At 61.4% G+C, this 26,192-nt stretch carries 20 protein-coding genes; 3 read left to right on the top strand and 17 right to left on the bottom strand.

The window, feature by feature from the left end:
- Positions 1–15 precede the first annotated feature (15 nt).
- Entirely contained in the window at positions 16–288 is a 273-nt protein-coding gene (locus AB3347_RS02635; protein ID WP_369090207.1) for a hypothetical protein, read from the top strand.
- Between the two features lie 30 nt (positions 289–318).
- On the opposite strand, the gene AB3347_RS02630 is transcribed toward AB3347_RS02635, so the two are convergent.
- The 4 genes from AB3347_RS02630 to AB3347_RS02615 form a co-directional block, all read right to left on the bottom strand.
- Positions 319–2,253: a PAS domain S-box protein gene (locus AB3347_RS02630; protein ID WP_369090206.1), complete on the bottom strand. Its 1,935-nt coding sequence runs from the start codon at positions 2,251–2,253 to the stop codon at positions 319–321.
- A 177-nt stretch (positions 2,254–2,430) separates the two neighbouring features.
- Positions 2,431–3,009, bottom strand: coding sequence for a flavin reductase family protein (locus AB3347_RS02625; RefSeq protein ID WP_369090205.1), 579 nt, complete (start codon positions 3,007–3,009; stop codon positions 2,431–2,433).
- Positions 3,010–3,107: 98 nt separating this feature from the next.
- Entirely contained in the window at positions 3,108–4,313 is a 1,206-nt protein-coding gene (locus AB3347_RS02620) for an MFS transporter (RefSeq protein ID WP_369090204.1), read from the bottom strand.
- Between the two features lie 7 nt (positions 4,314–4,320).
- Positions 4,321–5,370, bottom strand: a complete 1,050-nt coding sequence (locus tag AB3347_RS02615; RefSeq protein ID WP_369090203.1) for an NAD(P)-dependent alcohol dehydrogenase — start codon at positions 5,368–5,370, stop codon at positions 4,321–4,323.
- 154 nt (positions 5,371–5,524) lie between these two features.
- Here AB3347_RS02615 and AB3347_RS02610 point away from each other — a divergent pair, with 154 nt between their 5' ends.
- A complete protein-coding gene (locus AB3347_RS02610; protein ID WP_369090202.1) occupies positions 5,525–6,421 on the top strand; it encodes a LysR family transcriptional regulator in 897 nt (298 codons plus the stop codon).
- 44 nt (positions 6,422–6,465) lie between these two features.
- On the opposite strand, the gene AB3347_RS02605 is transcribed toward AB3347_RS02610, so the two are convergent.
- From AB3347_RS02605 to AB3347_RS02595, 3 genes are read right to left on the bottom strand one after another with little or no spacing between them, the layout of a single operon-like run.
- A complete protein-coding gene (locus tag AB3347_RS02605; RefSeq protein WP_369090201.1) occupies positions 6,466–7,071 on the bottom strand; it encodes a TadE family protein in 606 nt (201 codons plus the stop codon).
- Positions 7,058–7,567, bottom strand: a complete 510-nt coding sequence (locus AB3347_RS02600) for a TadE/TadG family type IV pilus assembly protein (RefSeq protein WP_369090200.1) — start codon at positions 7,565–7,567, stop codon at positions 7,058–7,060. The genes AB3347_RS02605 and AB3347_RS02600 overlap by 14 nt, the downstream gene beginning before the upstream one ends.
- Positions 7,564–9,120, bottom strand: a complete 1,557-nt coding sequence (locus AB3347_RS02595) for a TadE/TadG family type IV pilus assembly protein (protein ID WP_369090199.1) — start codon at positions 9,118–9,120, stop codon at positions 7,564–7,566. The genes AB3347_RS02600 and AB3347_RS02595 overlap by 4 nt, the downstream gene beginning before the upstream one ends.
- A gap of 531 nt (positions 9,121–9,651) precedes the next feature.
- Between AB3347_RS02595 and AB3347_RS02590 the strand changes: the two genes are divergently transcribed.
- A complete protein-coding gene (locus AB3347_RS02590; RefSeq protein ID WP_369090198.1) occupies positions 9,652–9,861 on the top strand; it encodes a helix-turn-helix transcriptional regulator in 210 nt (69 codons plus the stop codon).
- Positions 9,862–10,113: 252 nt separating this feature from the next.
- Here AB3347_RS02590 and AB3347_RS02585 read toward each other — a convergent pair whose 3' ends face one another.
- From AB3347_RS02585 to AB3347_RS02540, 10 genes are all read right to left on the bottom strand, one after another.
- Complete coding sequence (locus AB3347_RS02585; RefSeq protein WP_369090197.1) at positions 10,114–12,042, bottom strand: hypothetical protein; 1,929 nt, start codon at positions 12,040–12,042, stop codon at positions 10,114–10,116.
- A complete protein-coding gene (locus AB3347_RS02580; RefSeq protein ID WP_369090196.1) occupies positions 12,029–16,084 on the bottom strand; it encodes a hypothetical protein in 4,056 nt (1,351 codons plus the stop codon). The genes AB3347_RS02585 and AB3347_RS02580 overlap by 14 nt, the downstream gene beginning before the upstream one ends.
- Before the next feature lie 140 nt (positions 16,085–16,224).
- Positions 16,225–18,774, bottom strand: coding sequence for an LPD7 domain-containing protein (locus tag AB3347_RS02575; RefSeq protein ID WP_369090195.1), 2,550 nt, complete (start codon positions 18,772–18,774; stop codon positions 16,225–16,227).
- Between the two features lie 11 nt (positions 18,775–18,785).
- A complete protein-coding gene (locus AB3347_RS02570; RefSeq protein ID WP_369090194.1) occupies positions 18,786–20,687 on the bottom strand; it encodes a type IV secretory system conjugative DNA transfer family protein in 1,902 nt (633 codons plus the stop codon).
- A 9-nt stretch (positions 20,688–20,696) separates the two neighbouring features.
- The gene (gene virB11, locus AB3347_RS02565) at positions 20,697–21,770 is read right to left on the bottom strand and encodes a P-type DNA transfer ATPase VirB11 (protein ID WP_369090193.1); all 1,074 of its coding nucleotides are present in this window, start codon (positions 21,768–21,770) and stop codon (positions 20,697–20,699) included.
- 2 nt (positions 21,771–21,772) lie between these two features.
- Positions 21,773–22,990 (bottom strand): TrbI/VirB10 family protein, encoded by a 1,218-nt coding sequence (locus AB3347_RS02560; protein WP_369090192.1) that lies wholly within the window; start codon positions 22,988–22,990, stop codon positions 21,773–21,775.
- Entirely contained in the window at positions 22,987–23,793 is an 807-nt protein-coding gene (locus AB3347_RS02555; RefSeq protein WP_369090191.1) for a TrbG/VirB9 family P-type conjugative transfer protein, read from the bottom strand. The genes AB3347_RS02560 and AB3347_RS02555 overlap by 4 nt, the downstream gene beginning before the upstream one ends.
- Positions 23,790–24,659 (bottom strand): virB8 family protein, encoded by an 870-nt coding sequence (locus tag AB3347_RS02550; RefSeq protein WP_369090190.1) that lies wholly within the window; start codon positions 24,657–24,659, stop codon positions 23,790–23,792. The genes AB3347_RS02555 and AB3347_RS02550 overlap by 4 nt, the downstream gene beginning before the upstream one ends.
- Positions 24,660–24,824: 165 nt before the next feature.
- Entirely contained in the window at positions 24,825–25,907 is a 1,083-nt protein-coding gene (locus AB3347_RS02545; RefSeq protein WP_369090189.1) for a type IV secretion system protein, read from the bottom strand.
- Between the two features lie 10 nt (positions 25,908–25,917).
- Positions 25,918–26,178, bottom strand: a complete 261-nt coding sequence (locus tag AB3347_RS02540) for an EexN family lipoprotein (protein ID WP_369090188.1) — start codon at positions 26,176–26,178, stop codon at positions 25,918–25,920.
- Between the last annotated feature and the right edge of the window lie 14 nt (positions 26,179–26,192).

The following is a 26,192-nucleotide window of genomic DNA, read 5'->3' as shown; positions in this document are numbered from 1 at the left end:
AGGTCAAGCAGCTTCTTGCTACCGTCCTGGCGCCCGTTTGAGCGCATCGGACACCGCCCCTACGAGCGCGAGCGCGCGCTGCATTCGGATATCTGTTCGAGTGTGTACGAAGGCACGCCGGGGAACTACCTGGTGGCGTATTCGGTGGCCAGGCAGCGCACCAGCGCCCGCCTGCTCGGGGTGGGCAGCCACGGCAAGGTCGCCTTCGACTTTGCCTACCCGACCAATGTGTGCGCGACCCTGTTCATCGCCCAGCCGCTGGCCTGGACCGACCTGCGGCTGCGCTGACGCCGTGCCGATGCCCGGGGCGCTCCGGGGCTAGCAGGGACGGCGAACCGAGCACACCCGGCCGCGCCCGGCCTTCTTGGCCTGGTACATGAAGTGGTCGGCCTCCTTCAGCAGTTCATCCGGCCCGCGCTCATGCTTGCCGGTATCGAGGGCGATGCCGATGCTGGCGCGCACGCGCACCGCGCGGCCCGGCAGTTCCACCGGCTCGGCGATGCTGTTGATCAGCTTTTCGGCCACCGTGTGGGCGTCGTCGAAGGTATCGGCCATGTCTTCCAGCAGCACCGTGAATTCGTCGCCCGCCAGGCGGTACACGCTGTCGGTCTTGCGCACCCCGGAGCGCAGGCGCTCGCCGATCACGCCGAGCAGGATGTCGCCGGCTTCGTGGCCCTGCGAATCGTTGACGGCCTTGAAGCCGTCCAGGTCGATGAACAGCATGCCCACCGTCTTGCCGCTGCGCCGCGCGCGCGCCTGGGCCATCGGGATCGACTCCAGCAGCGCGCGCCGGTTCAACAGGCCGGTGAGCGGGTCGTGCCGGCTTTCGTATTCGCGCCGCGCCTGCTCCTGCTTGCGCGCGCTGATGTCGTGCAGGAAGGCGCTGAACATGGTGCGGTCGCCGAAGTCGAGCGCGCGGATGCGCACCTCGACCGTCAGGGCGCTGCCGTCGCGCCGCAGCGCCGGCAGCTCCAGGCGCTGGTCGACCGCGCTGGCGATGCCGGTGGACAGGAAGCTGTCCATGCCCTGGCGATGGCGCTGGCGGTATTCGTCCGGGATGATCAGCTCCTCGAGCTTGCGCCCCAGCGCCTCGCTGCGCGTCCAGCCGAAAGTTTCCTCGGCCTGGCGGTTCCAGTCGGTCACCGTCCCCGCCTCGTCCAGGCTGATGTAGGCGTCGTTCGCGTTCTCGACCACGCTGCGGATCTCCGCTTCGCGCGCGCGCAGCGCTGTTTCGGCGGCGCGCTGGCGCTCCATGGTCTCGGTGAGGCGGCGGTTGGCCTCCACCAGTTCGGCGGTACGCAGCGCGACCCTGCGCTCCAGCTCGGCGTTCAGCGCGGCCAGGTCGGCCTGCGCCGCCTTCTCCGCGCCGATGTCCTTGATCACCGAGACGAAATACTCGACCGCGCCCTGCGCGTTGCGCTTGGGCGAGACGTTCAGGTTGATCCAGACCGTGCCGCCGTCCTTATGGATGTAGCGCTTCTCGAGCTGGTACTGGTCGATCTCGCCCCGCACCATCGCCTCCAGCAGCCCGAGGTCGGCCGCCACGTCGTCCGGGTGGGTGATCTGCTGGAAAGTCAGGCGCCACAGTTCTTCTTCGCTGTAGCCGACGATGTCGCACAGCGCCTTGTTGACGCTGATCCAGCCGCCGTCCGGCGCCACCAGGGCGATGCCGGCGCTGGCGATGTCGAAGATGGTACGGAAGCGCGCCTCGCTGGCGCCCAGCACTTCGCTCGAGCGCGCCAACTCATCGCGCGCCAGCGCCATGCGCTCGCGGTACTGCACTTCCTTGGTCAGGATCGCGGCCAGGTCGTTCAGCACCTGCACCTCTTCCGCGCTCAGGATGCGCGGTTTGGTGTCGAGCGCGCACAGCGTACCGATCGCCAGCCCGGCCGTGGTGCGGATCGGCACACCGGCATAGAAGCGGATCTGCGGCGGGCCGTTCACCAGCGGGTTGTCGCTGAAGCGCCGGTCTTCGCGCGCGTCGTGTACCACCAGCGGCGCGCTCATGCCGATCGCGTGGGCGCAGAAGGCATATTCGCGCGCGGTCTCGGCAAGCTCTATCCCGACGCGCGACTTGAACCACTGGCGGTCGGCATCGACCAGCGAGAACATGGCCATCGGCACATCCAGCAGGCGGCTGGCGAGGCGGGTGACGCGGTCGAAGACGGGTTCGGGCGGGGTATCGAGCAGGTGCAGGGCGTCGAGGAGCGACAGCCGGTCGAGTTCGTCTGGTGGCAATGGGGCAGCGGGCATACACATCCGTGAAGTCAGGTGACGGCATGGCTGCCGTCCACACCGAACTGTATCAGAAACTCAATTTCCAGCACAAAATTTTAGTGTCGTGCCTACAACAATGTGTCGCAATCAGGAAGATCTGTGACTTGAGCGACAAGCCGGCCTGGCGCAACCAGCCCGCCGGGGCCGTCCGGCTCACGCGTCCGGGGCGCGCATCGCCTCGCCGATTGCATAGAAATTGCCGCCGGCGATGTGGTGGATGCTGCGCAGGGACGGATCGGCCGTCTCGAAGTGCCAGTGGCCGTCGCGGAACACGCGCGCATCGGCCCAGGCCGCGCTCACCTCGCCGATGAACAGGTCGTAAGCCTGCTGGTTGTGCGGTTCCGGCAGCAGGCGGCAGGCCAGCCAGGCCGAGCAGCCTTCGACCAGCGGCGCATCGACCCCGTCCATGTGCATCAGGCGCACGCCGGCGCGCGCCAGCTTGTCCGGTTCGGCGTTCAGGCTGTGGCTGCCCACCTGGTGCGTCAGGCGCAGCTGGGCCACGGTGGGCAGCTGGACGACGAAGCTGCCGCTGCCCTCGACCAGGGCGCGGGTGCGGGTCGACTTGTCGAGCACCACGGTGAGCCTGGGCGGCGCAAAGTCCAGGGCGCAGGCCCAGGCGGCCGCCATCACGTTCTCGACGCCCCGGTAGCGCGCCGACACCAGCACGGTCGGGCCATGGTTGAGCAGGCGGTAGGCTTTTTCCAGGGGCACGGGCAGGATCTGGTCGTTCATGGCGGTGCGGGTGCGATGGCGGAACGCCAGTCTGCCACGAACGCGCGCGGCGGCGCGTCCCCTTGGGCGTTTCGCTTCCCGGGAGCCTCGCTCCTTGCCTACGCAGCGTGTGCCGCCTGGCTGGCCCGCCCGGCCCTCAGCGCCAGCACGGCCGCGGCAAGCAGCAGCACGGCGCCGGCGCCGAAGGCCGCCCGGTAGCCGCCCGCGTCGAACAGGACACCGCCGACCATGGCCCCGAGCATGATCGCCAGCTGGATCACCGCGACCATCAGCCCGCCTCCCGCCTCGGCATCCTGCGGCAGCGTCCTGGACAGCCACATCCACCAGCCGACCGGCGCCGCGGTGGCTACCAGCCCCCAGCCGGCGAGCAGGATGGCGGTGGCCGGCAGCGAGCTGCCGGCGCCCAGCAGCGCCAGGGCGATCGCCGCCATCAGCGCGGGAATCCCTGCCAGCACCCGGTACAGCCCCTTGCGCAGGAGCGCGCCGATGACGGTGGTGCCGACCAGGCCCGCGACCCCGATCAGCAGCAGCATGAACGAGAGCATCGCCACGTCCACGCGCGTCACCCGCTCCAGGAACGGCCGCAGGTAGGTAAACAGCGCGAACTGCCCCATGAAGAACAGGCCCACGGCCGCCATCCCGCAGCGCACCTCGGGCCGCCTCAAGAGGCGGGAGGGCTTCGCCGGCGCGCCCCCGTGCGTGGCCTCCAGCCTGGGCAGGCTGACGAGCTGCCAAGCCAGGGCGACGGCCGCCAGCGGCACCACGCAGAAGAAGGCGCCACGCCAGCCGACCACGGCGCCCAGGTAGCTGCCGGCCGGCGCCGCCACCACGGTGGCCAGCGCGTTGCCGCCGTTGAGAATGGCGAGCGCGCGTCCCACCAGGCGTCCGGGCACCAGGCGCATGGCGATAGCGGCCGACATCGACCAGAAACCGCCGATCACCACGCCGACCAGCGCCCGCCCGGCCATGAACACGGCGTAGTTCGGCGCCAGCGCCACCAGGGCGCCGGAGACCATCATCAGGAGCGTCAGCCCGAGCAGCAGGCGCTTGCGGTCGATGCGCCCGGCCAGCCGCGGAAACAGCAGGCTGGTGATGAGGGCAAAGGCGCCGGAGATCGCGATGGCCTGGCCGGCCTGCCCTTCGGTAATGCCGAGCTCGGCCGCGATCGGGGTCAGCAGGCTGACCGGCATGAATTCGGACGCGATCAGGACGAAGGCCCCCAGCGCCAGCGCGCACACGGCGCCCCAGGCGGGGGGCCGTTGCGCCGGCGCGGCCGCTGCGCCGGCGGCAAGCTCGAACTGCATCTCCGACTCAGGCGCCGAGGGTGGCGCTGTCGATCACGAAGCGGTACTTGACGTCGCCGGCCAGCATGCGCTCGTAGGCGGCGTTGATCTCGTCGGCGCGGATCATCTCGATGTCGGCGACGATCCCGTGCTCGGCGCAGAAGTCCAGCATCTCCTGGGTTTCCGGGATCCCGCCGATCATCGAACCAGCCAGTGCGCGCCGTTTCATGATCAGGTTGAACACCTGTGGCGACGGATGCGGCGAGGACGGCGCGCCGACCAGCACCATGGTGCCGTCGCGCTTGAGCAGGGTCAGGTAGGCGTCCAGGTCGTGCGGGGCCGCTACCGTGTTGACGATCAGGTCCAGGCTCCTGGCCTGCGCCGCCATCGCTTGCGGGTCGCGCGACACCACCACGTCGTGCGCGCCCAGCGCCTCGGCATCGCTGCGCTTCGATTCGGAAGTGGTGAAGGCCACCACGTGGGCGCCGAGGGCGCGCGCCAGCTTGATGCCCATGTGGCCCAGCCCGCCGATGCCGACGATGCCGACCCGCTTGCCCGGACCAGCGTTCCAGTGGCGCAGCGGCGACCAGGTGGTGATCCCGGCGCACAGCAGCGGCGCGACCGCCGCCAACTGCGCCTCGTCGTGGCGAATGCGCAGCACGTAGCGTTCGTCCACCACGATCCGTTCCGAGTAGCCGCCCAGGGTGTGGCCGGGTGCGTCCGGGGTCGGCGAGTTATAGGTGCCGACCATGCCGTCGCAGTAGTTTTCCAGGCCCGCCTCGCAATCGGCGCAGTGGCGGCAGCTGTCGACCATGCAGCCGACGCCGACCAGGTCGCCCACCCGGTAGCGGCTCACGTGGGCGCCGACGCCCGACACGCGGCCGACGATCTCGTGCCCGGGCACGCAGGGGTAGACGGTGCCGGCCCACTCGCCGCGCACCTGGTGCAGGTCGGAGTGGCACACGCCGCAGTAGGCGATGTCGATCTGGACGTCGTGCGCGCCCGGCGTGCGGCGGGTGATCGCGAGCGGTCCGAGGGGCTGGTCGCCGGCGTGGGCGCCGTAGGCTTTCACAGTCATCTTGATTCCTTTACTTGTTTGGTGCAAGGACTGGATGATAGCGCCTGGCAGCGAGCGCACACGGGCCCGGAATTGCATGGGCTTATGAATCTCATTCATGAATAAGGCGCTCGATTTGTGCGAAAATTTGCTCAATCCCATCCAAAAGGCGCCGATGGCCCGCGACAACATCAACGATATCCTGGTCTTCCTCGCCGTCGCGCGCGAGCGCAGCTTCACGCGCGCCGCGGCCAGGCTGGGCATGACCCAGTCGTCCCTGAGCCATACCGTACGCGCGCTCGAGCAGCGCCTCGGGGTACGCCTGCTCCAGCGCACCACGCGCAGCGTGTCGCCCACCGAGGCCGGCGAGCGCCTGCTGCAGAACGTGGCGCCCAAGCTGGAAGAGATCGAGGCCGAGATCGCCGACATCAGCGAGCTCGGCGACAAGCCGGTCGGCACCGTCCGCATCACCGCGATCGACCACGTGATCGAAGACATCCTGTGGCCGCGCATCGCCCCGCTGCTGCCGCAGTACCCGGACCTGCACGTGGAATTCAGCGCCGACTACCGCATCGTCGACATCGCCGCCGAGCGCTTCGACATCGGCGTGCGCCACGGCGACCAGGTCGAGAAGGACATGATCGCGGTGCGCCTCACCGATGACGTCCAGATGCGCATCGTCGGCGCACCCGCCTACTTCACCTGGCATGCCAGGCCCACCTCGCTGCAGGAACTCATGCGGCACAATTGCATCACCCTGCGCCTGTCGAGCAGCGGAGGCATCTATGCCTGGGAGCTGCGCCACGGCGGCGAGGACATCGAAGCGCGGGTGCGCGGCCAGGCCGTGTTCAACGACGTCAAGCAGCACCTGGCCGCGGCCCTGAGCGGCAACGGCCTGGCCTTCCTGCCCGACGAGCTGGTGGCGCAGCACATCCGGGCCGGACGCCTGGTCAGCGTGATGGAAGACTGGTGCCCGCGCTTTCCCGGCCTGCACGCCTTTTATCCGAGCCGGCGCAATTCCTCGCGCGCGCTGGCCCTGGTGATCGACGCCATCCGCTACAAGGGCGCGTGAACGCAACGGGCAGCGCCTTGCGCCTGCCCGGCCTGCTGCAAGGCTCAGTTACAGGGAAGGTCGCCGGCCCGGTAGCCCAGGCTTTCGGCGGTGACGATGGTGACCGAGGTGGGCAGGGTGAGCGGCATGGGGATGAAGGGGAAGATCGTCTTGTATTCGACCGCAGTGCACGCCCCTTCGGCCTGCCCTTCTGCGCAGATGCTGGCCCGGACCGCACGAATGCAGTTGGTGTTGGGGCCGTTTGGATCGTTCATGCAGATCAATCGGTTCTTTGCCGGGCAACTCGGCAACAGGGCTTCCGGAATCGTCTCCAGCGTGTACGAGTTTGCACGCAAGCTCAAATATTCGAAGCGGATATGCCTGTAGTCGATCGGGCTGCCGAAAGGCAGCTCCCCGGTGGTTTCATTGAAGACCGCGCGCTTGCGTACCAGGTCGAGCCCGCCCGTGTCCTTGAACGACGTATTCGCGGCGCCGCGCGCCGCGCTGCGGGTGACTTCGGCCAGCGTATTGAACATATACATGACCCGGGCGACTTCCAGAATGCCGAACAAGACAATGAGGAAGGCGATCACCAGCAGTGCAAACTCGACGGCAGCGACACCGTCCTGGTATCGCGAGCCTCCGATCCGATGGGACTTAGTTGCCGACATAATGGCTCCTCGCAGTCGCGACAATCGGATAAGTCACTGATGCGTCGGGACCCATGAAAAAAGATGCCAGGCCAGTCAAGAAAGGATCTTCGACTGTCATGCGAATCTCGGCAGAAATCGCCGACGGCAGGCCTGTCCCTCTGTTTGTGGGGCACTTCTTGTCGTCGCAGTAGATCGCGACTGAAGGTGCATCTATCCCGCCGGGATTGAGTTCTTCCAATTCGGTGGCTGCCAGCCCCATCGCCGCCATTACAACGCATGGATCTCTATAGAAAAGTACGGTGCACTGTACCTTGAGCTCGGTCGGACTCGCAGTGGCAACGAATCTGGCGGCATCCTGCGCGGCCTTCTCGGCCACCGTGTAATGCCAGAAGAAGCGCCCAAAAAACAGTGCGCCGGCGAGTAACGGGATCAGCATGGTGACCAGCAGGATGGCGAATTCCACGGCAACCGAGCCGGATTCCCTGCGCGTCGACTGGGACAGCAGTCTGTTCATCGATACAACTCCACAGGACCTGAACGTTCTTCTTGCAGGGTCGCGCCTGCAAACTCCGCATAGATGCCGCTCGGCGTACCCGAGCTGCTGCCCGCGATGGCCGGCACCATCATGAAGAAGCGTCCGATGGCCACGACCTTCCCGGGTGTGCCGACTGCCGGACATTCAAGCAGGGGAATATTGAGTACCCGCCTGTTGCGCAAGCCCGGGTAGTTGGACGCCGGCTCGGTCGAGGATGCGAAATAAGGAGTGATTTGCCTGCCCGACTTCGGATCGGTCGGATAGACCTTCACGTCGGGGCCAGGGTCGTACAATTTCTGCCAGTTGTCGTCCGTTGCCTCGAACGGCAGATAACCCGATGACGGCTCGGCTTTCGCCGGCGTATAAGCCGACCAGGGTACCGGACGGGAATAGGCCCACAGCGGCCCGTAGGCTTTCGTATCCAGTTTTTGGGGAGCCAGATCGGCAACCGTCTCGAGGCGCAGGGTTGGCGGCGTGGTCGGCGGCGGCTCGCTGGCTGCCTGGCCGGCCGGGGCGTCCATCCAGCTCAGGTTTGCGGGTGCGTATTGCGTCGTGTTCAAGTCCGGCGGGGCTGCCGTTGCATTGCATTTTCCGCTTCCGGAATACATATTGAAGCGGGAATTCAGCTGATTGACGAAGTCGGCAATTGGAAAACCGCTTTGCAGATTCAGGCTTTCACCGATGACCTTCGGAAGCTCCACCGTTCCGGTGCAGACGTAGGGCCCGATAGTATTCGTCGAGAAATTCCCGCTCTTCGGAGGGAGGCTGATCGGGTCCACGACATAGTTCACGGGCGTCGCGGTATGCGGGCTCAGCCTCAGCAGGTTGTAGCTGACGCCGCGCCGGAATCCATATTCGGTCAGTTCGGAAAAACCGGGCGCATTGACCCGCTCCGCAAACGGCTGGGTCGGATCCTTCGACATCGCGCAGATGGCGAGTGGCGTCAGCTTGAGACGCTGCCTGCCCGCGATCGAAACATGCGCGATGTTCATGGAGGTGAGCTTGCTCACGAAGCGCATGAACAGCAGGTCGACCGTTCCATAAGCGGCATCCAGGTTGCCCGTGTCGACCTTCACGTAGGCCAGGCCTGCCGGCGATGCCTTGGCCGTGGCCGCATCCAGCCAGTCGGCGTTGTCATCGGGCGACTTGGCGAACCGGATCGCCGCACTCGAGAACGACATCGTGTTGACGTACTCGTAGCGCGGCTTGGTCGCCGTTTCGTCGCCGCCGCTGACCACGTCTTCGGCAGCCGCCAGGGCGTTCGCGATGCCCTGGTCAGTGCCGTCGAGTTTTTTTGCCGCGGCGACGGCAATGCCATCGGCCAACGCCTGCATCTCGGCCTTCCTGTTATACATGCGCCCCAACTCGAGCGCCAGGCCGATGAAACCGATGATCACGGGAAGCAGCATGGCAAGCATGATGGCAAAGACGCCCGCCTGTCGACGCAGGCCGGGGACAGGCGCGCCTTGCCGCGTCGGCGCATGGGCTCGGCCTGCATGCGTGGGCCCAAGCGGTCTGGCTGTTTCCCTCATCGGCTTTCCTTATGGCACGAGCGCGAGATCTTGCGACCTCGCAATTAGCTATAAGAAAATACTAGGACGTACCAGCAGCAGGACTTTGCGCCTCCACAAGTCATCGGCGGCATGTTTCGCGCGGCATGGGTTGGCTGGACTCGCCAAATGAAGAGTTTGTTCAAGCGCAAGGCTTTACGTCGCCGGGCAGCGGCAACGGCGCCCTGGAGGAAAACGCTCAGTCGGGTACAAAAGAAAAAAGCCACCTTGCGGTGGCTTTTTTCTTTAATACTTGGCGGAGACGGTGGGATTACTATTCGAGGCATTACACCTACACCCGCACTGGTCTCTTCCTAATGCCATCTCGTACCTACCCTGACCCGTACCCTCAACGCCTCTGATACCTCATCAATACACGTCGATCTACTCTAGCCTGCAGCCATATTTCGAAACGATCAATAGTCCGAATGCTCAGATACTAGGTTCATCAACACGATAGACCGCGTCATTGTTAATATTGCAATAAAGAACCCATCTCTCCTAGGAGCTCTCATGAACACGAAGGCTGCCGCTACTGAACGCCTGATAAGAATAAATGAAGTCCTTCACATATGCGGTTTCTCTCGCAGCTCCCTTTACGCAAGCATACAAAAAGGTGAGTTTCCAGCCCAGGTCAAACTATCGAAAAAAGCGTCGGCTTGGGTCTACAGTGAGGTAACAGCTTGGGTTTCTGCTCGTGCCGCCGAGCGCTCGATGTTATGAGAGGCGGAAGTAGTTTGATCTGCGGCAGAGTCCCGTAAATGCCCTATGGTCGTTGAGCGGATTTGCAGGGCGTAACCGCTTGCTCCCTGTTACGGACTAGCAGACCTTGCCACACACTCGTGATAACGCGTCAGTTTATTGCCGAGTGTGCGCGTGGTATTCAAAAGGCGAGGCGACTATCTCGTGATCAACACGCCGGCTGAACAATGACGGTATGTCGAAGTTGTATCACGACTGAGCCAGACTGCGTACTCATCCGCCGATAACGAGGTCAAGTGCCGCATGGGCTCGACCGCACGTGCGCCACAGATAAGGCTCGAGATGGCACATCGTCGACAAGTGCGACCGAAGCGTTGTCGCTTCGTCGCGCGTCAGGTCACGCAACGCCAGCTCCGCTACAAATTCGCCGACTGCGGTTGCCCACGCCATCAATTCGGCGTGGGAAGCGCTGGCTACCAGGCCAATGTGGAACATCTCGCCGATCGAAAACTGGCCGCGCCGCAGGTAATCGCTGGCGCGCACAACCGAAAGTACAGCGTTCGCCAGCCGTACGCTTCGGCTGGCGGCGGCTGTCGCCGCCAGCCGAAGGAGGCAAGTATAGAGCGGTAGATCAACCGTCTCGCGCAACTGGTAATGCTGGCGTTCGATGGCATCTGCGGTGTGCTCCGCCAGCACAGCAGGCAGGCCGAATATCATCGACATGTTAATTAAGACGCGAAAGGCCCTGGTATCGACCGCGGTGCCAAGCTGTTCCGCAACATACAATTCATCTTCGGCGGAGAGCTTGACCGGCGGGTCTATGCCACCCTCGAGCGGCCCCGGAAGCAGCATCAGCAGGTGATCGATGTCGTGCATGATTGACTTTGGATTGTCATCATTAAGGAAGTCGCCAAGGGTGGGCCCTCCAAGCTCGGGCATTGACCGCGCGGCGTTCAGAACCCGGCCCAACAGCTCATGCTTCCATTGGTTGGCTGAGTTGAGTTCGGGGAACCAGCGCGGCTCGGCCCTCATGTCGATTAAAGCCTGCAGCATCCAGTGTTCTTGTTCCACGCCGTCGAGCCAAATCACAAGCCCGGCTCGTTCCGCATTCGCATCAGGGAAATGACGGCTGACCATAGCCGCTTGAGCTAAGGCTGCCAAACGGCGGGCGTATGGAGGCCAGTGTGTAAGGATCCTGCGTTTCGCCATGTAACCGTAGATCGCGCCAAACAGCGCTGGAATAAGTTCGAACCCACTGCTTGCCGAATCTAGATCACCGTCGGCAAAGGTCGATAGCAGCGTCTCCAGCAAAGGCGCCAACTCTGGTTGTGCTGCAAGCCGGCGCAAGCCAACCTCAATCGCACCCACCCGGCTAATAGGGTCCCCCGTTTCAATTAGCGACGCGATGCTTTCGGTCAAGACGGTGTCGCCATGATCAAAAGCCTGATCGATAATGACGCTGATCGACGAGTGCGAACAGAGAAGCCAGCACAAGCCCAGCGCTTGAGGCTGCCGTGTCGCCAGCAAATCCGACAGATGAGGAGTCGCTACGTCAGCAATGTACTTGTTGAGGTCTCCGGCGGCGGAAACATTGCCGACAAGTTGACGATAATAATCCTCCCGGTTTGGAACCATCTGCTCTAGTGACAAACCTCCACCGAGAAGGCTTTGACCGATTGCGTCATTTACCGCATGCGGCGTATGAATCAATTCGTCGATGATCGCAGTTAAATCGTCACCAGTCGGGACACGCATGCGAAGCAGTTCGAGCCAGCGCGAGAGGCGATCACCCCGTAGTCCTTGCTTGTCGGCGATGAACTTGAAGGCAGCGACGCGAGCATCTGAATCCGGATTCAGGAGCGCAAACTGAGGCACAACTGCCCGATGCGTTCCGCACTCGATCGCCACGGTGGGAATCTCCGAAGAGGCAGCAAACGAGACCTTCCATTCGGCTCCGTCGATCGATTTAACGGTTACAACCGACACCTGATCGTAAGCAGTTTGAACCGCTGGAAACAACACTGATCCCGCGATCGACACAAGGTTGTTTCCGATCGCGATTACCCCATCGGTCTCGATTGTACTCGTGTCGACAAGGTCGGGGCGCGACAGGATCTCACTCCTGAGAATAGGCGGGTAGCCATTCGCCAGGTATGCGGCCCTGACGGCCTTTACGTAGCCAGGTTCTTCAGTCGCTGCCATTGCTGGGGTACCTATTTAACACGTCGTCGAGCAATCGCCCCGCAAGCAGGACAAGGCGTTCGAATATTTCAGGTTCGGTTTCCTTGATCGGTTTGAGGATTCGGTCTTCAATCCATCGGTGGAATGCATAATCGGTGCATTTGAGCGTGCTATCGGATGCGAAGCACAATGCGTGCAGCATCGCGGCATGGCTGTCGATAACGAAAGCCGTTACTGAAGCCGGCTCGACAACAGACGCCCACCCCCGGGTATCGAATTGTCCGAGAATCCATTCACATCGAGCCTGCGCGGTCGCCGCGTCAGTCTCGGTATCCCATACCGTTCGAACAGCGTGGAGCAGCGCAGCCTTGAACTGGGTGAGCCACGCAAGTTCTGAGGGCGCCTGGAGTACTTCTCTCAGCCGCAGCAGCAGCGCAGATTCGCGAATCGCTCGAAGTTCGGCGGTTTCGACTAACGAACCCTCGTAAACGGGGGCATCGAGCAGATAGCGGGTCAGCTCATCGTCAAGAACGGGTACGAACGTATAACCCGAACGCCGCAGACTCGTACGGTGATCATGACCGTCCGCCACACTGATGCGCCCCACCTCGATCAGGTGCTCAACAACATCAAGGCTGGTCACGATTGGCGTGTCGCCCGCACTACGGGTCATATGGAGAAAACGGTTGACGAAGCGATCGTCGACTACCACCGCATCGATGACTCTTTCACTCGACAGAAAGTTCAACTGCGCCTGAAGCGGCGTATCGTCGCGGTCCTGCTCGTCCGATGGAATGAGCTCGATCCTTCCGTTATCAAGGCCACTCGACAGTACTGCGCGTATGGCTTCAACTTCCGTTAGCTGTGCGTTGGCGACGCTTTCGTAACGCATGAGTCTGTTTCCATGCTCCTCGAGTGTTCTGCTGATATAAACTGTGTACCCTGCCCCGCTTAGCTTCTCGAGGACACCTGCAGCCTTGAGATGGGTGACCGCTAGATCGTCCAGATACAGGACTGCTCTCCGCCTTATGTGCGGTTCGCTCGGCCACCGTCCTTCGCGAAGACTGAGATAGGAATGGGCACGCTTCGCTTCAGACGCGGTCATTGAGGCGCGCATCGCATCAACTAGCCCTTGGCAGCTGCACAGATGTCGATCGTAATGCGAAAGGTCGACATTCTCCTCCGTTAAGCTTCTGAGTCGACGGATCGGCGATGAACTGACAACATAGGCATCCGGCTCCGATTTGGCTGCCGCTTCTAGCATGGCAGCGAGATCAAACCCGACATCCTGCGCCAGGCCGACATTCTCGGGCGCCGCAGGGCCGAGGACACGCAGTACGCCCAGTTCAACCAACCTCTTGATGGCGTGAGCTTCCCTAATCTGACTAGGCTGATGAAAAGAAATCCTACGGCGCTCTTGGAAAAGCCAAACGAGCAGCTGATCAGGAATCAGTACTCGATCGAAATGTTTGACGACCTCCTCCAGAATCCCGAGTTGAGCGAAAGTAAAGATGGCGGTCAAATCGAGCGCCAGTCGGCGCGCGGCAAACCTGCAGTATGGCGGCCGGGCTCCACTGAATGCGAATATCAGTGCGCGCCTGCGTGCGTCAGCTTCCGAACGGTTGGCCGCCGCTCGCAAGCAGACCTCACTCATCGACTGGTTCATGACATACGCCGCACCCGAAACGGTAATCTCGCCGGCTTTTAAAGCCGTGTAAGCCTCCTCATGGCGGCGATCCCAACTTGGCTTCAACTGGAGAATTTCCTCCATGGTGACTGACTTCAACGGCCCATCACCGCCAGATTTTTCGGCAGCCTGTATAAGCCAGCCAGCAGTGAGAGCACTATCCTCCCAACCGGCATGCGTCGCTAGAAAATAAGCCCCGGCCAGGATCGTTGGGTCATCGGGCGCCATCCGTGTCGCCTCGACAACCAACTCCTTCGCGTGCGGAGCGCTTACGGCGTGGGCCAACTGGCCAGCGCGCAGTAAGCGCTCTGCAGTGCGCTGCCCCCGCAGCTCCCACTCTCGTGCTGTGTGCTCGACGATCCTTTCCCAGTGGCCCGCTGCTATCGCGAGATTGACGAATAGTTCGCAATCGTTGACTGCATCCCTTCTATTCCGCAAAGGCTCCAGCACCTGCGATGCGAGGTTCAACTGACCGTCTTGATACAGCGCCCAGGCATACAGCGATTGCAGCTGATTTTCCTGCGCCACAATGTCAGGAATCGTCTGCAGGAACTGCAGCGTGTCCCTGCGCTTGCCGGACCGATCGAGAGATTTTGCCACCAGGACCGCGTCATCGATTGAGCGAGTCAAGTCGAACAGCGCACGTGCATGGGGCGCGAGCTCTTGCCACCTTCCTTTCTGCTCAAGGAAGCCCACCAGTGTAGCAAGGTCCTGCATGTCGCCGGTCTTCTCGTACAGCTTGCGCCGAACAGCAGCGGGATCGGCTCCCTCGGCTTCAGCAATCATGCGTTGAAGCCTGTCAAGCTCGTGTTCGGTGAACGGCAGCTGCGTTGACTCGGACAGAACCGCTTTCGCTGTTTCTACCTGCTCGGATCGGCAAAGAAGCTCGACTTCAATCATCACCAATGTCGACCGTGCAACGCATTCGGTGAGCAGCGCGCGGTGTGTATTGATATATTTCGCCGCTTCAGCAGGATCCTTCTGGGTCGAGACCAGCGCCAACCGCGCCACCGCTTCCTCATACGACGCCTTGCCGACGAGCGCTACCCGTTGACTGATGCGTCGCTCGACAGCGGCCAGGTCGACCTTGACACCAAACTCCAGGGCTAAGGGCAGGCGCCGCAGCAGGATGTCATCATCGTGCAGGCTTGCACGTAAAACTTCCAGGGCGGTGTCTTGCTGAACGGGGTCGCGTAGCCGAAGCCATAGCGCCATATCGGCGGCGAGTCTCGCAGCTGTGGCAACCCCGTACTCCCGGGCGACCGCATCGAGCTTCTCGTAGAATTCGACCGCGCGCCGTCGGTCTTCTATCGCTTCCTTCGTGCCAGCAAGCGGAAAATGTTTACTCTCGAATGGCACATGAAATGGCGCCTGGTTTTTAAGATCTCTGGAAAGAACACGCGCGAGATGCGCCTGCGCGGCGGCATGATTTAGGAGAGGCACCGATTCATAATCAGCGGACGTCAGTGCTTTGACATGGTCGTATGCCGCATCCCAGCGTCCTGCCGCTTCTTCATTCATGATGAAATTCAACTTCCCTTCGCTGTCAAACGAAGCGAAGTCCAAACCCGCGCTCTCTGCCCAATCCAGCGCATCTTTTTCCCCTTTTTCGTTGGTGATAATTCGGAGCATTGCGGAAAATGATGACGGCGTGCCCAGCGCCAGGAGGATCTGCCGCGCCAGAATGCTGCTGCCCTCCTTCGCCGCAACGATGAACGCCTGCGCGATCTGCGCCTCATCGGTCTTGTCCAGCTCACGCGATTTCGCCAGCAATTCCTGCGCTCTTGCCGGATCGTCCGACCTCACCAGCAGTCTTGCACACCACGCCAATGCTCGCGCGCGAACGGCGCTAGACCCACCAGCGAACTCCTTGTTCGCAACGCTTTGTGCCAACGTGCGAGCGCGTTCCACTGTGGGGAACCCAGGCAAAAAGCGTCCGTTACGGATTTGATGAATCTGCTGCTCAATTTGTTCATCGGTAAGCGCTGTCACATAGGCCAGCTGCTGTGCACGTTCCTGCAGACGGATCGCTTCAGCGGTATCTCGCTGATATTTGCGTTCGTGCGTGCGCTTCCACTCCTTGAGGGTTTCAGCAGGAAAGTCCGCGTGCTGGGAATCGACCAGTGGATGATGGTGGCCACACATGAGGATCAGATTCTCGTCACTGTTTCGTTCCTCCTCGGTCAGTCCCGGCTTTCCCCGAGGCCCGTTGTCTGATGCGGCGTAGATATGACAGATCTGAGCCAATACGGCGGCGTCGCTCTCTTCCGTTCCAGGTGCGATCACTTCATTGAGACAGTCGGGATGAGCGCATTGATTGCCACTTTTTCCGAACAGGACCTTATAGGTCTTGATTGAATAGGAACGTTTCACCATTCCTACATATTAGCGCGTCGGTACCGGAATGTGCCAACTTGCTAGTACGGCCGACCTGAACGTCGGGATGGCAAAGGAAACCCCGCACACGTTGGAATCGGGGTTGATCAGTCAAGCAAAGAGTGGCAGCTGTCGAGGGTCTATCGCTCTTTTTCTACCGCCTTTGTACGAGGCGACTTCCCCCTATCCACGGCCTCTGCGGCCGTCTTGGTCTGGTCGCCGACATCGATAGTTTTGGTTGGCGCCAAGTAAATTTTCGGCCCTTGGATCTGCTGACCAGCCATGATCTTTTCAACCATATGCAGCCTAGCCATCTCGACGAAGTCTTTACGTGCTGCTTCAGGTAGCTTATCGGCAGCAAACGCCTTAGCAGCTGCAACGATCCCGTAGGCTGCGGCCAGATCCGGATACTTCTCCACGACAAACGCTGGCTTGTCCTTTTGAAAAGCCTTGGCCTTTACCGCGAACTCTGTATCGGGTTGCGTACCCCTTGGCGCCGGCTCGTTGAGCACAGTTTGTGCTGGGGCCGCTGGTTGCGCTGGGGTCGCCTTAACGGCCGGCTGGTCGGCAGTCGACTGCGTCGGCACGCTGCTCTTTGTCTGAACTGATCCTTTCTCGACCGTGTTATTTGCCGGTCGATTCGCCAGGGCTGCTAAGTCAATGGCCGTGGGCTTGTAACCGTCTACGTTCAAGCCGTTCTGTGTCGCTTCCATCCAAGCGCTGCGACGAAAGTCCTCGGTACCCTTGACGGTGATAGTGTCCCATCCGCGTGCCCTTGCGATCTCGATCAGCGAATGGACTACTTCAGGATCGGTACCGCGTGTGGCGAGCTTGTTGCCTCGGTCCGAAAAGGCTGGCCTTTTATCTCGAAAGTAATATTCGCGCTCGACTCTAAGAAAGCGGCGTGCAACAGATTCCGGCACAACGGCCGACTTATCGTCGACCGGTACCGTCGAAACCGCAGACTTGTCCAGAGAGACTTTCGCACCGGCTGCACGCCCCAGGCTTGCCTTACCCTGCCCCGGCAGCCAGCTGCTGGCCCAATTCGCCACGCCGCCAAGAGCAAGCCCCAAACGTTCGCTAAATCTCAGAGCCGGTGTTGGATTCGGTCCAACCTGCTCGCCCGGCGCCGCCGACGCAGCTGGCTTATCGACAGACTCTTTGGCGGTCGTAGACGCTCGCGTCGAGGCTGTTAGGGGCGCAGTGGATCCTTGCTGCGCCGCCATCACAAGCTGCACCGGGCTCCGCTCGATCGAGTTATCAAGCGCCTGCGGTACTTTCCAGCCAGCAGTGGCCCTCGCCTCTTGGGTCTTGTAAGCAGCTTCCGCCAGGGTGACGAGATCCGGAGCCTGGCGTGCGAATTCCACTTTGTACAATGGCTGCCAATGACCAATCTGATGACTTAACGCTAATGTCTCCTGCCTGTACTGTTGGCCTTTAATCGCGCGAATTGCCTCGATGGTCTTTTTCGCAACAACGGCAGTTTCGTCCTTGGTCAGCGGCTTCTCGGCATCCGCGAGGTAGCTGAGGGTAGTGCTAACCTCATAGGCTATGCCCCAATCCGCTTTCATGGCCTTGTGTGCCTGGTTGGCCTGCCCTACCAATTCTGGCGCCTGTTTTGCTAACTCGGCCTGATAGCGCGGCTGTGCAAGGCCACTCTCGACCATCGCATTAAGCGCAAGCCGCCGTGCCGCAATGTCCTTTATGGCGTGTAGTTCTTCGACGTCGCTGGCGACCAGGTCGGCAACTTCCATCAGTGTCAGGTCGTTGCTCGGAGCGCTCATCAGGATGTGCGCCGTACCAATCACTCTGTACGCGCGCTTGTGATCGTCTGGCGTGGGCTCGCTGGTCTGTGTCTGGATGGCGCTCTTGCCGGAGTCGATTTCGTGCTTAGGAAGTTGAACATCGACGGGGTTATAGGCCGATGTGGTAGCTGCTTTCTGGCGATAGGATGGGATGGCGACGTGCGCCGTCTGTCGCTTTTCCGATTCTGGCACCTCGGCTGCGGTTTGCACGACCGCGACATTACGGTCACGAATACCGTGCTCCCCCAGCGCATCGGCGAAGTGCTGGAAGGCTGGGCTGACCGGCCGAGCATTGGCGATCAGATAGGCGTTCATCAGTTGGCTGTTTGCCTCGAGCTGCTGTAAATACTTGAAGTGGTATTGGACGAATGCCAGACTTTCGGGGGCAAGCTTGAGGACGTCGGCGGCAGTCGCGTCCTGCTTTCCCAGCAACTCGATTGCCGCGGGGGTGATCGGCGGTATTTCGCCACCCGCAGGCGCTGGCAGGGCAGGAACCTCGACGACCTTGGCCATTTTCCTGCTCGAAGGACGTTTTGGCTTGCTTGCCGCCTCCGCCTGGTTCTTCACCTCCTCTGCGGGCTGCGTACTTGTGCGCTTTACACGTGCCGGTTTGGCTGCTGCCATCGTAGGGTCTGGATTTTTTTCCGGTTCCTCGCTGCGGATCTTTCTCGCTTCAGCGCGGGTGGACTTCCGGACCTCATCCCGCTCTTTCGGCGGTTTTTCGTTGCCACCTTGCGTGGTCCCCTCGGCCTTGGCCGCCTCATTGGCTGGACCTGCCCCAATTGCGTACCCTGCTGGCGTCGCCTCCCGGTCGAAGGCCGTACGTTCCACAGACGTTCTCGGCAACGAGTGTTGGGTATTGCTCTCTTCGTTCTGTGTCCTCATGTTTCCACTCCTTAAGCTTCAACTGCGGTCATAAAGGAATCGAAGGTTCTTTGCAGGTCCTCGCTGGTCAGTTGTTTTCCTTTCGGCAAGTGGACATTCGAAAAATCCGCTGCGAAGTCGGTTAGCTTCAGGTTGCTAACCCGAGTAACGTCCTGTGGCGTAATGTCGCGTGGTGCCCTACTCTTGTCCGCCACTTCCTCTTTTTCCTTAAAGGGCGGCGGTGACGGCGGCATCGTGATCTCGATCGGTATGGTCTCGGGAAGCGGTCGGTTAGCGCGGCGAAGGAAGACAGGGCGCTGCCAATACCAGATCTTCCGGCAGAAGATCGGTGGACAGTGTTCAATGAACACAATCTCATTATTTATGCCCATCAATTTCACTTCTTGTGGATTGAGCAGCGCCCGAGCCACTTTGGACTTGGTGACGCTTCCAGCCTGCATACTTCTGGCTGGACGTGAATGCGAAGTGTTCTCGGCAGTAAAGGTGCCGAGCTCGCGCGATATCTTGGTCGCGTATTCACTGTCATTGGGGGCATACACGACACGCGCGCCGCAGCAGGCGATGATGTTCTTGGTCTGATCCGGGCCATACACGGCGCGCAGCTGCGGGACCGAGTGCGCAATCAGTAGCGGCCGGATGCCGTACCCGCCCATCAGCTGGATGCTGTTCTCAATTATCGGCATGCGACCCAATGCGGCGAATTCATCCATGATTGGCAGCAGCTCATGTTTGATGGTCGGATCGTCTTCCGGCATCGTGTCCATGTTCGCGTCCAGCAGCTGCGTGAAGAAGAGATTCATCAAAAGCGAGAGTCGGGTCAGATCGCCGGGATTGACTCCCAGGTAGATCGACAGGCGCTTGCGGCGCAGGTCATAGAAATTGAAGGAATCACCGCTGGTCGCCGCGTCGATGAGCGGATTGGTCCACAGTTGCAGCTTGGCGGTGAAGGTCTTGCGCACCGATGACTGAGTCTGGGGACTGAGGGCGATGAAGTCGTAAAGCATCCGCTTGCAGGTCGATGACAGCGGGTTGCCGGCCTTGTCGCGCTCGCTGATGATCTTCCTCCAGTGGTCGCTAACGGAGTCGTCCGCGTCATGCATGATCTGGCGGACCATTTCGCCCATCGTGCGTGGCAGCGAACGAGTCTCGATTACATACAGGCCGAGGCCAAGGAACAGGTCACGGCAGGACGCTGGCCAGAACGGATCACCCGACGCCGGATCTGGCGACAGCTGGTTGGCCAGCTTCTGCAGCGCGCTGACGCGCAGGGGCGGGTCGTCTGGCACGTAGTAAGTCGATATCGGATTCCATTGCGCGGTCAGGCCTTTAGGCGACAAAGGATCGAACAAGTACACCCTGGAGAACAGCCGGCGATAGCCGGCCGTGATCCGATAACACTCCCGGCGCACGTCGTTCACTATCAGGCTTCCACGCCAAGACAAAGCATTGGGCTGGACGAGGCCGGCGCCCTTCCCCGAACGCGGCGGCGCGATAATGATCGCTGCCAGCTGCCGTCCAAGAACTAAATAGCGCCGCCCCCATCGTCCAAGAATAATACCGAGTTCGCCAAACAGTCCGGCATTGGCCACTTCGCGCAGTGTGGCAAAACGAGCATCGCCGTGCAGTGATCGATTGATCGGTCGAACCAGCGAGAACACGCCTGCGGAGACCGGCACGGCGCCGGCGATCAGACACCCGACCAGCCAATGACGGGTGTATGGGTCGGTACCGTAATGCTGCCAGTACCGCACCACCGTCATCGGCGTGGCGGCTGTGGGTGGCAGCAACGGGCTGGAAAGCTTGATCAAGAACAGGTAGCTCGCCAGGTAGAGGGCGACGAGAACGCCTCCGAGCAGCAACCCGCTGAAAGCCAACGCCTTATAGCGCGGGCTGTCGATAGGGGTAATGAGCATAGCGGGCCTCTATCCAAGTTGACGCGCCGCGAAAGCCGGGTCGAAGTACACCTCAGTAGCGACCCGGCGACCGCCAGGCAGGCGCTCCATCTGCACCACGATGTCGACAAGGGTGTACAAGTTGTCAGTGATATCGGCCAGCTCGAGGCCCGCTCCTTCCACGCTGCCTTTGATCAGCAGGGCCAGACGGCGAAACGCGAGCTTGGCCCGGGTAGCGTGGACCGTGGTTATCGTCCCCGGGTGGCCTGAATTGAGCACGTTCTGGATGAAGAAAAACGTTTCATCACCACGCAGCTCGGCCAGCAGCACGCGGTCGGGTCGCATGCGCAGCGTCGCTTCGAGCAGGTCGCGCGCTTTCAGCTTCGACACGCCGTTCTCGCCCTTCTTGTATTCCAGGTTGACCTGGTTCGGATGCGGCAGCCGCATTTCCCGCGTGTCCTCGACGGTGATGATCCGTTCGTCGAGAGGAATCATCGCCGCTAACGCATTGCTGAGGGTAGTCTTGCCAGATCCAGTTGCCCCTGATGACACGATGTTCTTGCGCCCTTGAACGGCGGCCTTGAAAAAACCGCCCCAGGTGCCCATGCGGAACAGTTCGAGCATGGAACGCTCGCTGTCGGGCAGTGCTGCTTCGAGCCTGGCCCGTTCCTCCGTGGTCAGCAGCAGCGACTGTACGCAGCGGGCGCGTTCAAATGCGCCGCCGTCGATGATTTCACCCATCGTACGTACTTCCCCGATCGGGCGCCGGGTCGTGAATGAGATCTTCCCAGCCTCGATAGCCGGCGGGATCACAACCTGTACGCGCAGGCCTCCTGGGATTTGCGCGCCAAGCAGGGGCCAGCCCTCGGTCAGGTCCTGATTAGCATGATTACGCAGGAGCATGGCCAAGCCGTCACACCACTTGTAGGAGAGCGCATCGTTCAGCACGGTCTCCCAGCCGTCGCGTCGTTCCAGCAGTACTTCACCGGGTCGGTTGATCACGACTTCGGTCACGGTTTCATCGGCCAAGTATCCGGCGATCGGCTGCAGGTGCAGGTCGAGCGTCGAGGCATCCGCGCCGAGGGGCAGAATTTCGGCTTTCATGATTACTTCGTCCTCTCCAGTTGATAAACGCCGCGGAAGTCGACATCGCCCGCTAAGTAGATCAGGACCTGGGCAGCGTGCGGTCGGGTGAGCGTGGGCAGGATGTTGACGGTACTTTTCAACACCTCGGACATCACATCTTTCGGCCCGGTGATAGGCGGGAAGGAAACCGTCGTATTGTTGTTTCCGCTCTGGCGGGTGGCGATCAGGTAAGGACCAATGTCGGTAATCAGACTTAATGCGACCGCCGCCCCAAAGCGGTCCCAGAAGTGGTTGTCGACCTGGCCTGGAATGCCCGGACGTCCAAGAAAATCCGCAGCGTCTGAGTTAAGGGGGACCATCACGTGCTGGGGCGTCTCGCAGCGCTGCCAAATGATGCCGACCCGGCGCTGGCCCTGGGTAATGCCGCCGCCCTGCTTGCCGGTGCAGATTGTGCCGCGGTCCATCAGTGACACTTTGTTATCGGCACCGGTCGCGTCCTCGCCGGTAACGCAAGTGACAATGCCGGTCAGTGTGGTGTCGATCGCCGGCATCACCGTGCACGGGATCAGCTTTCCCCGGGTCATTATCAGTGTCGGATCCGGCAACAGGTAAGCGCGAGAATCAGCGACGTTGGCCGATGCGGGAACATTGGGCGCGGCCGGGTGCGACTCGGCAGGTGCCTTGGTCTCAACGGTCGGGACACCTGCCTCGATGGCTGCGGCGTGATCGACCGCTACTACACCAGCGGCGGCCGCGCTCACATTACCGTCCAGGTCAAAACGCACTTCTCGTTTCAGGCGGCGCTCGCGCACCAGCTCGGCCAGACTCTTGACGGGTGGCTGGCCAGAGACTGCGCCGGCGCCAACCGTCATCCCGTCCGGCTGCCGCAGGGGCGGCGGTTTGTCACTCGCGTCGCGCGCCGCAGCTGCCGTTTCTGGCTCGGGTCTGGGATCGGGCATGGTCAGCGGCGGCAGGCCGGTGGTAGCCACGGTACGAGTGAGATCCTTCGGAGGCGCCTTCTCCTCCCGGTACTTGTCATATACGCTGGCGTAATACTTGTACAGGAAGAGCGCGGCCAGCGCGCAGGCCCCGCAAGCGACGATCCAGTTCACGACCTTGTTTTGCCGCGTGAGGCCTTTATTGACTGAGCCAAGTTCACGCTCGCCCTCGATGCTTTCTTCTTCGTCGGGGTCCGGCTCCTGATACTTGGACTTGAACAGGGACTTGAGCAGGTTCATTTGCCGGTTCCTTTCAGAATGCGATTTACTTGCGGCGATGCCGTATTAGTGACGGGACGTGAAGCATTCGTGTCGTAGTCGTCATTGAACACGCACGCGACCTCTTTTCCGGTCTGCAGTACAAGCTTGCGGCGCACGCCTTGGACCTGTAGGACGTCGTCCTTGACGTTGATGTTCTCGATCCGCCTCACTGTGCTGTCTTCGTTGGGTTCATAGATGGCCGGGATCATGGACCGGGCACGGAAACGCAGAAATGTGGTCCGCCCGTCATCCCATACCTCGATTGGGGCCAAGTCGCTCGATCCCTGTACTGAATAACGACGGTTGGCAACTGGCGACGCTGTCTCGAGCAGGTCGCGAACCTGATCGGCTTCCTTGGCCATCGTCGCCGCAGCCTGCACCGCGTCCGGGTAGCGGAAATAGACGGTCATGAAGGCGACTTCGCTTTTCGCCTTCTTGGCAAGCTTCAGGTCGAAGCTATAGGAGCGCTTGTTGGTCACGACGTGCAGGTTTGCGTCCGCCACTTCTGCAGTGGGCTTGAGGAATACGCCATCACGCGCCTTCCGAGTGGCGGCGCCCCATGCCTCGACGTCGCCGCCCGTCATGTCCACGATTCTTTCGTCCTGGTCGAAGACAATCTGGGTAAGGAGGCCGACGCGGGTATAGATCGTCACTACGTCGTGCGGGTCGTAGGTGGCGAAGCGGATCCGTGCATCTTTTTTTCCGGCCTCAGGTAGTTGCGCGCTGTGCGCGGCGGCAGCCATCGACAGCGCTACGAGTGCAAATAGGAGCTGCTTGTTCATGGCGTCGCTCCCTGGGCGTTACCTGGAGCGACCAGCGCCATTTGCGACGACTGCGTCTGGTGGGAAGCCTGCCGCACCGGCGCAGGTACCGGTGCCGGCTTGGTGGCGGTCAAGTCGCGGTCGGATGCATAGTCAATGACTTCCATTCCAAGGTCGTTGACGCGGCGCTCGCGCTCGCTCGTAGGCTGGTTCACCCAGCGAAACGAGAGGTTGGCGACCCAAGTGGTTGGCGTGCCATCCTCCATGCCGTTCAGCGTTTCGGTCCGCGTGTAACTGGCCCGCGCGCCGATCGCCGCGCCCAGCCCGTTGCGCAAAACGGTAATCGCGCCAACCTTGGCACGCACTTTGCGCTCTCTCTTGAATTTGTTTGGCGGGGATTCCGGGTTGGATTTATCCCACTTCCGCGCCCACTCTGCTTGCAGCTGCGGGCTTAGAAACGCTGCGCAATGGTAGTAATGCGTGTCGGCCTGCTCATAGCTATACCCTTCACATGCGGTCACGAGCGTATCGATGTTGCGACGAATTGTCGCCTCTTCCGGCGAAATCTGGAATTCGGCCAAGGAAATCAGCGGTTGCACGACACCACCGGCTTTATCTACGACCAGTACCTCGGGCGGAGGCGCCGGCCGCATCGATGTTTGCACCGCACCCCATGCGATGCCGAACGCGATGACAGTCAGGCCTCCGAGAACGCCGGCGACGCGCCAGGCGAGGCGGCGCGAGCGTTCGTTATCAAGAGCGTGGCGGTCCGCCTCGTCCGCAGCCAGATCAAGTAGTTGCTGGACGTTGGCATGGCCTTCGATCAGTTCACGAATAGCTGCCATCTCCTTGATCAGCTTGTCGGCATCAACTTGCTTTGTCATCATGTTCTCCTTACGCGCCAGTGCCGCAGCTTGGATAAGCCACCCCAGCCTGGGCCGGGGTATTGATGGGACGACGGTCTTTGCCGTCGCAAACGCGGAGGGTGTTCGCACACCCGGCCAGGCTGCCGGCCATGGCCAGCACGATCAGTAGTCTGCGCATGGTGTTCCTCACGGTTCGTAGGTAAGGTATTTCGTCTCGGAATGGCTTTTGGCCGGACGCGACGGCTCATAGCTTCGCGCCTTGGCCTTTGCTGGCTGAATGGAGTTGCGCTTACGGCTCTGGTAAGAATTCCAGGCACTGCGGGCGATCTTCTTGCCAGCACGACCCAGCGGCCTGCCTGCATGGGCGCCAAGCCTTGCCCCGCCCTTCCCGAGCTTAAGCCCACCGTTCCTCAGCAGCCCTGCCGTGAGGCGCCCCATTCCGAAGGATGACAACGACATACCACCTGCCAGGCCGGCGGCGATCGTGAGTACCGAGGCAAGGGCCAACAAGGAAACGAGTCCCATCGCGAAGAACGGGAACGCCTGGGCGACCTCGGTGGTCGACGTCATGGCAGCGGCACCGCTACCGGCACGCGCGAACAGCTTCATGACGAGCAGATTCACCATCACGACCAACAGCGGAATGAGGAAATAGTTGGCCAGCTGCCGGATCCAGGAATTAAAAAATCCGGCGGTCGCCTGGAACAGCAGCCCAAGAAAAAACAGGGCACCGAGGCCGATGAGGACGGTCAGCGCCACCTTGGACAAGGCCATCAGAAAGAAACCGTATGCGGTAACGACGATGGTCAGAAACCACACGGCGAGGGCCACGAAGTACATGCCCATGTCGCCGTCGAGCACGCCTGCCTTCGCCCAGAACCGGGCGCCGAGCTCGAAGCCCTGGGCGAGCATCGCATCCAGACCGTTTACCACGCCGTTTGGTCCGCCCGACCTGGCCAGGCCAGCGACGAACTCGTCCGGACCACGGAGAAAAGTGTTGGTGACTAGGACGTTGTAGTTCGCGAGGTTGAACCCGATCCCAAACACGACACACACGGTGATGAGCCGGTTGATGAACTCATTGGCTGGCTCTTTGATCAGACCGCGGTAGTGGGCAAAGCCCCACAGTGCCACATACAGCGTCAACATCGTAAAGGCGAAAGGTCCGATGACGCGTGCAACAGCAGCAACGTTTTCGCCAACGTAGCTTTCGCAAACGGCATTGATGTAGTTGAGGCTATCTGTGTAGAGGGTAATCGGCGCGGCCATAATTGCCCCCTCAAGGAGCGATGCGCGGCATGCCGGAGCTGCTGCCGGCGGAAGCGACACGATCAGCGCGCTGCACATTGATGCAGTTCGCGTCCTGCCCGGTGCGGCCAGGATCGTTACTGCACACGGCACTGACTTTCTTTCGCAACTCGGGCTGCGCCAGATACTCTTCCACGGTGTAGACGCGGTCTGCTGGTACGAGCGACACTTCGCGCTTGCAACCCGCCATGGCTAAGGGCAGCAGCAAGAAGATCATAGCTAGGCGTTTCATCGTGTTCTCCTGTT

This window comes from Massilia sp. X63 (genome assembly GCF_041023745.1).
GTDB lineage: Bacteria > Pseudomonadota > Gammaproteobacteria > Burkholderiales > Burkholderiaceae_D > Telluria.
Note: the sequence above shows the minus strand (reverse complement) of the source record. Positions and strands in the feature narration are given on the sequence as shown.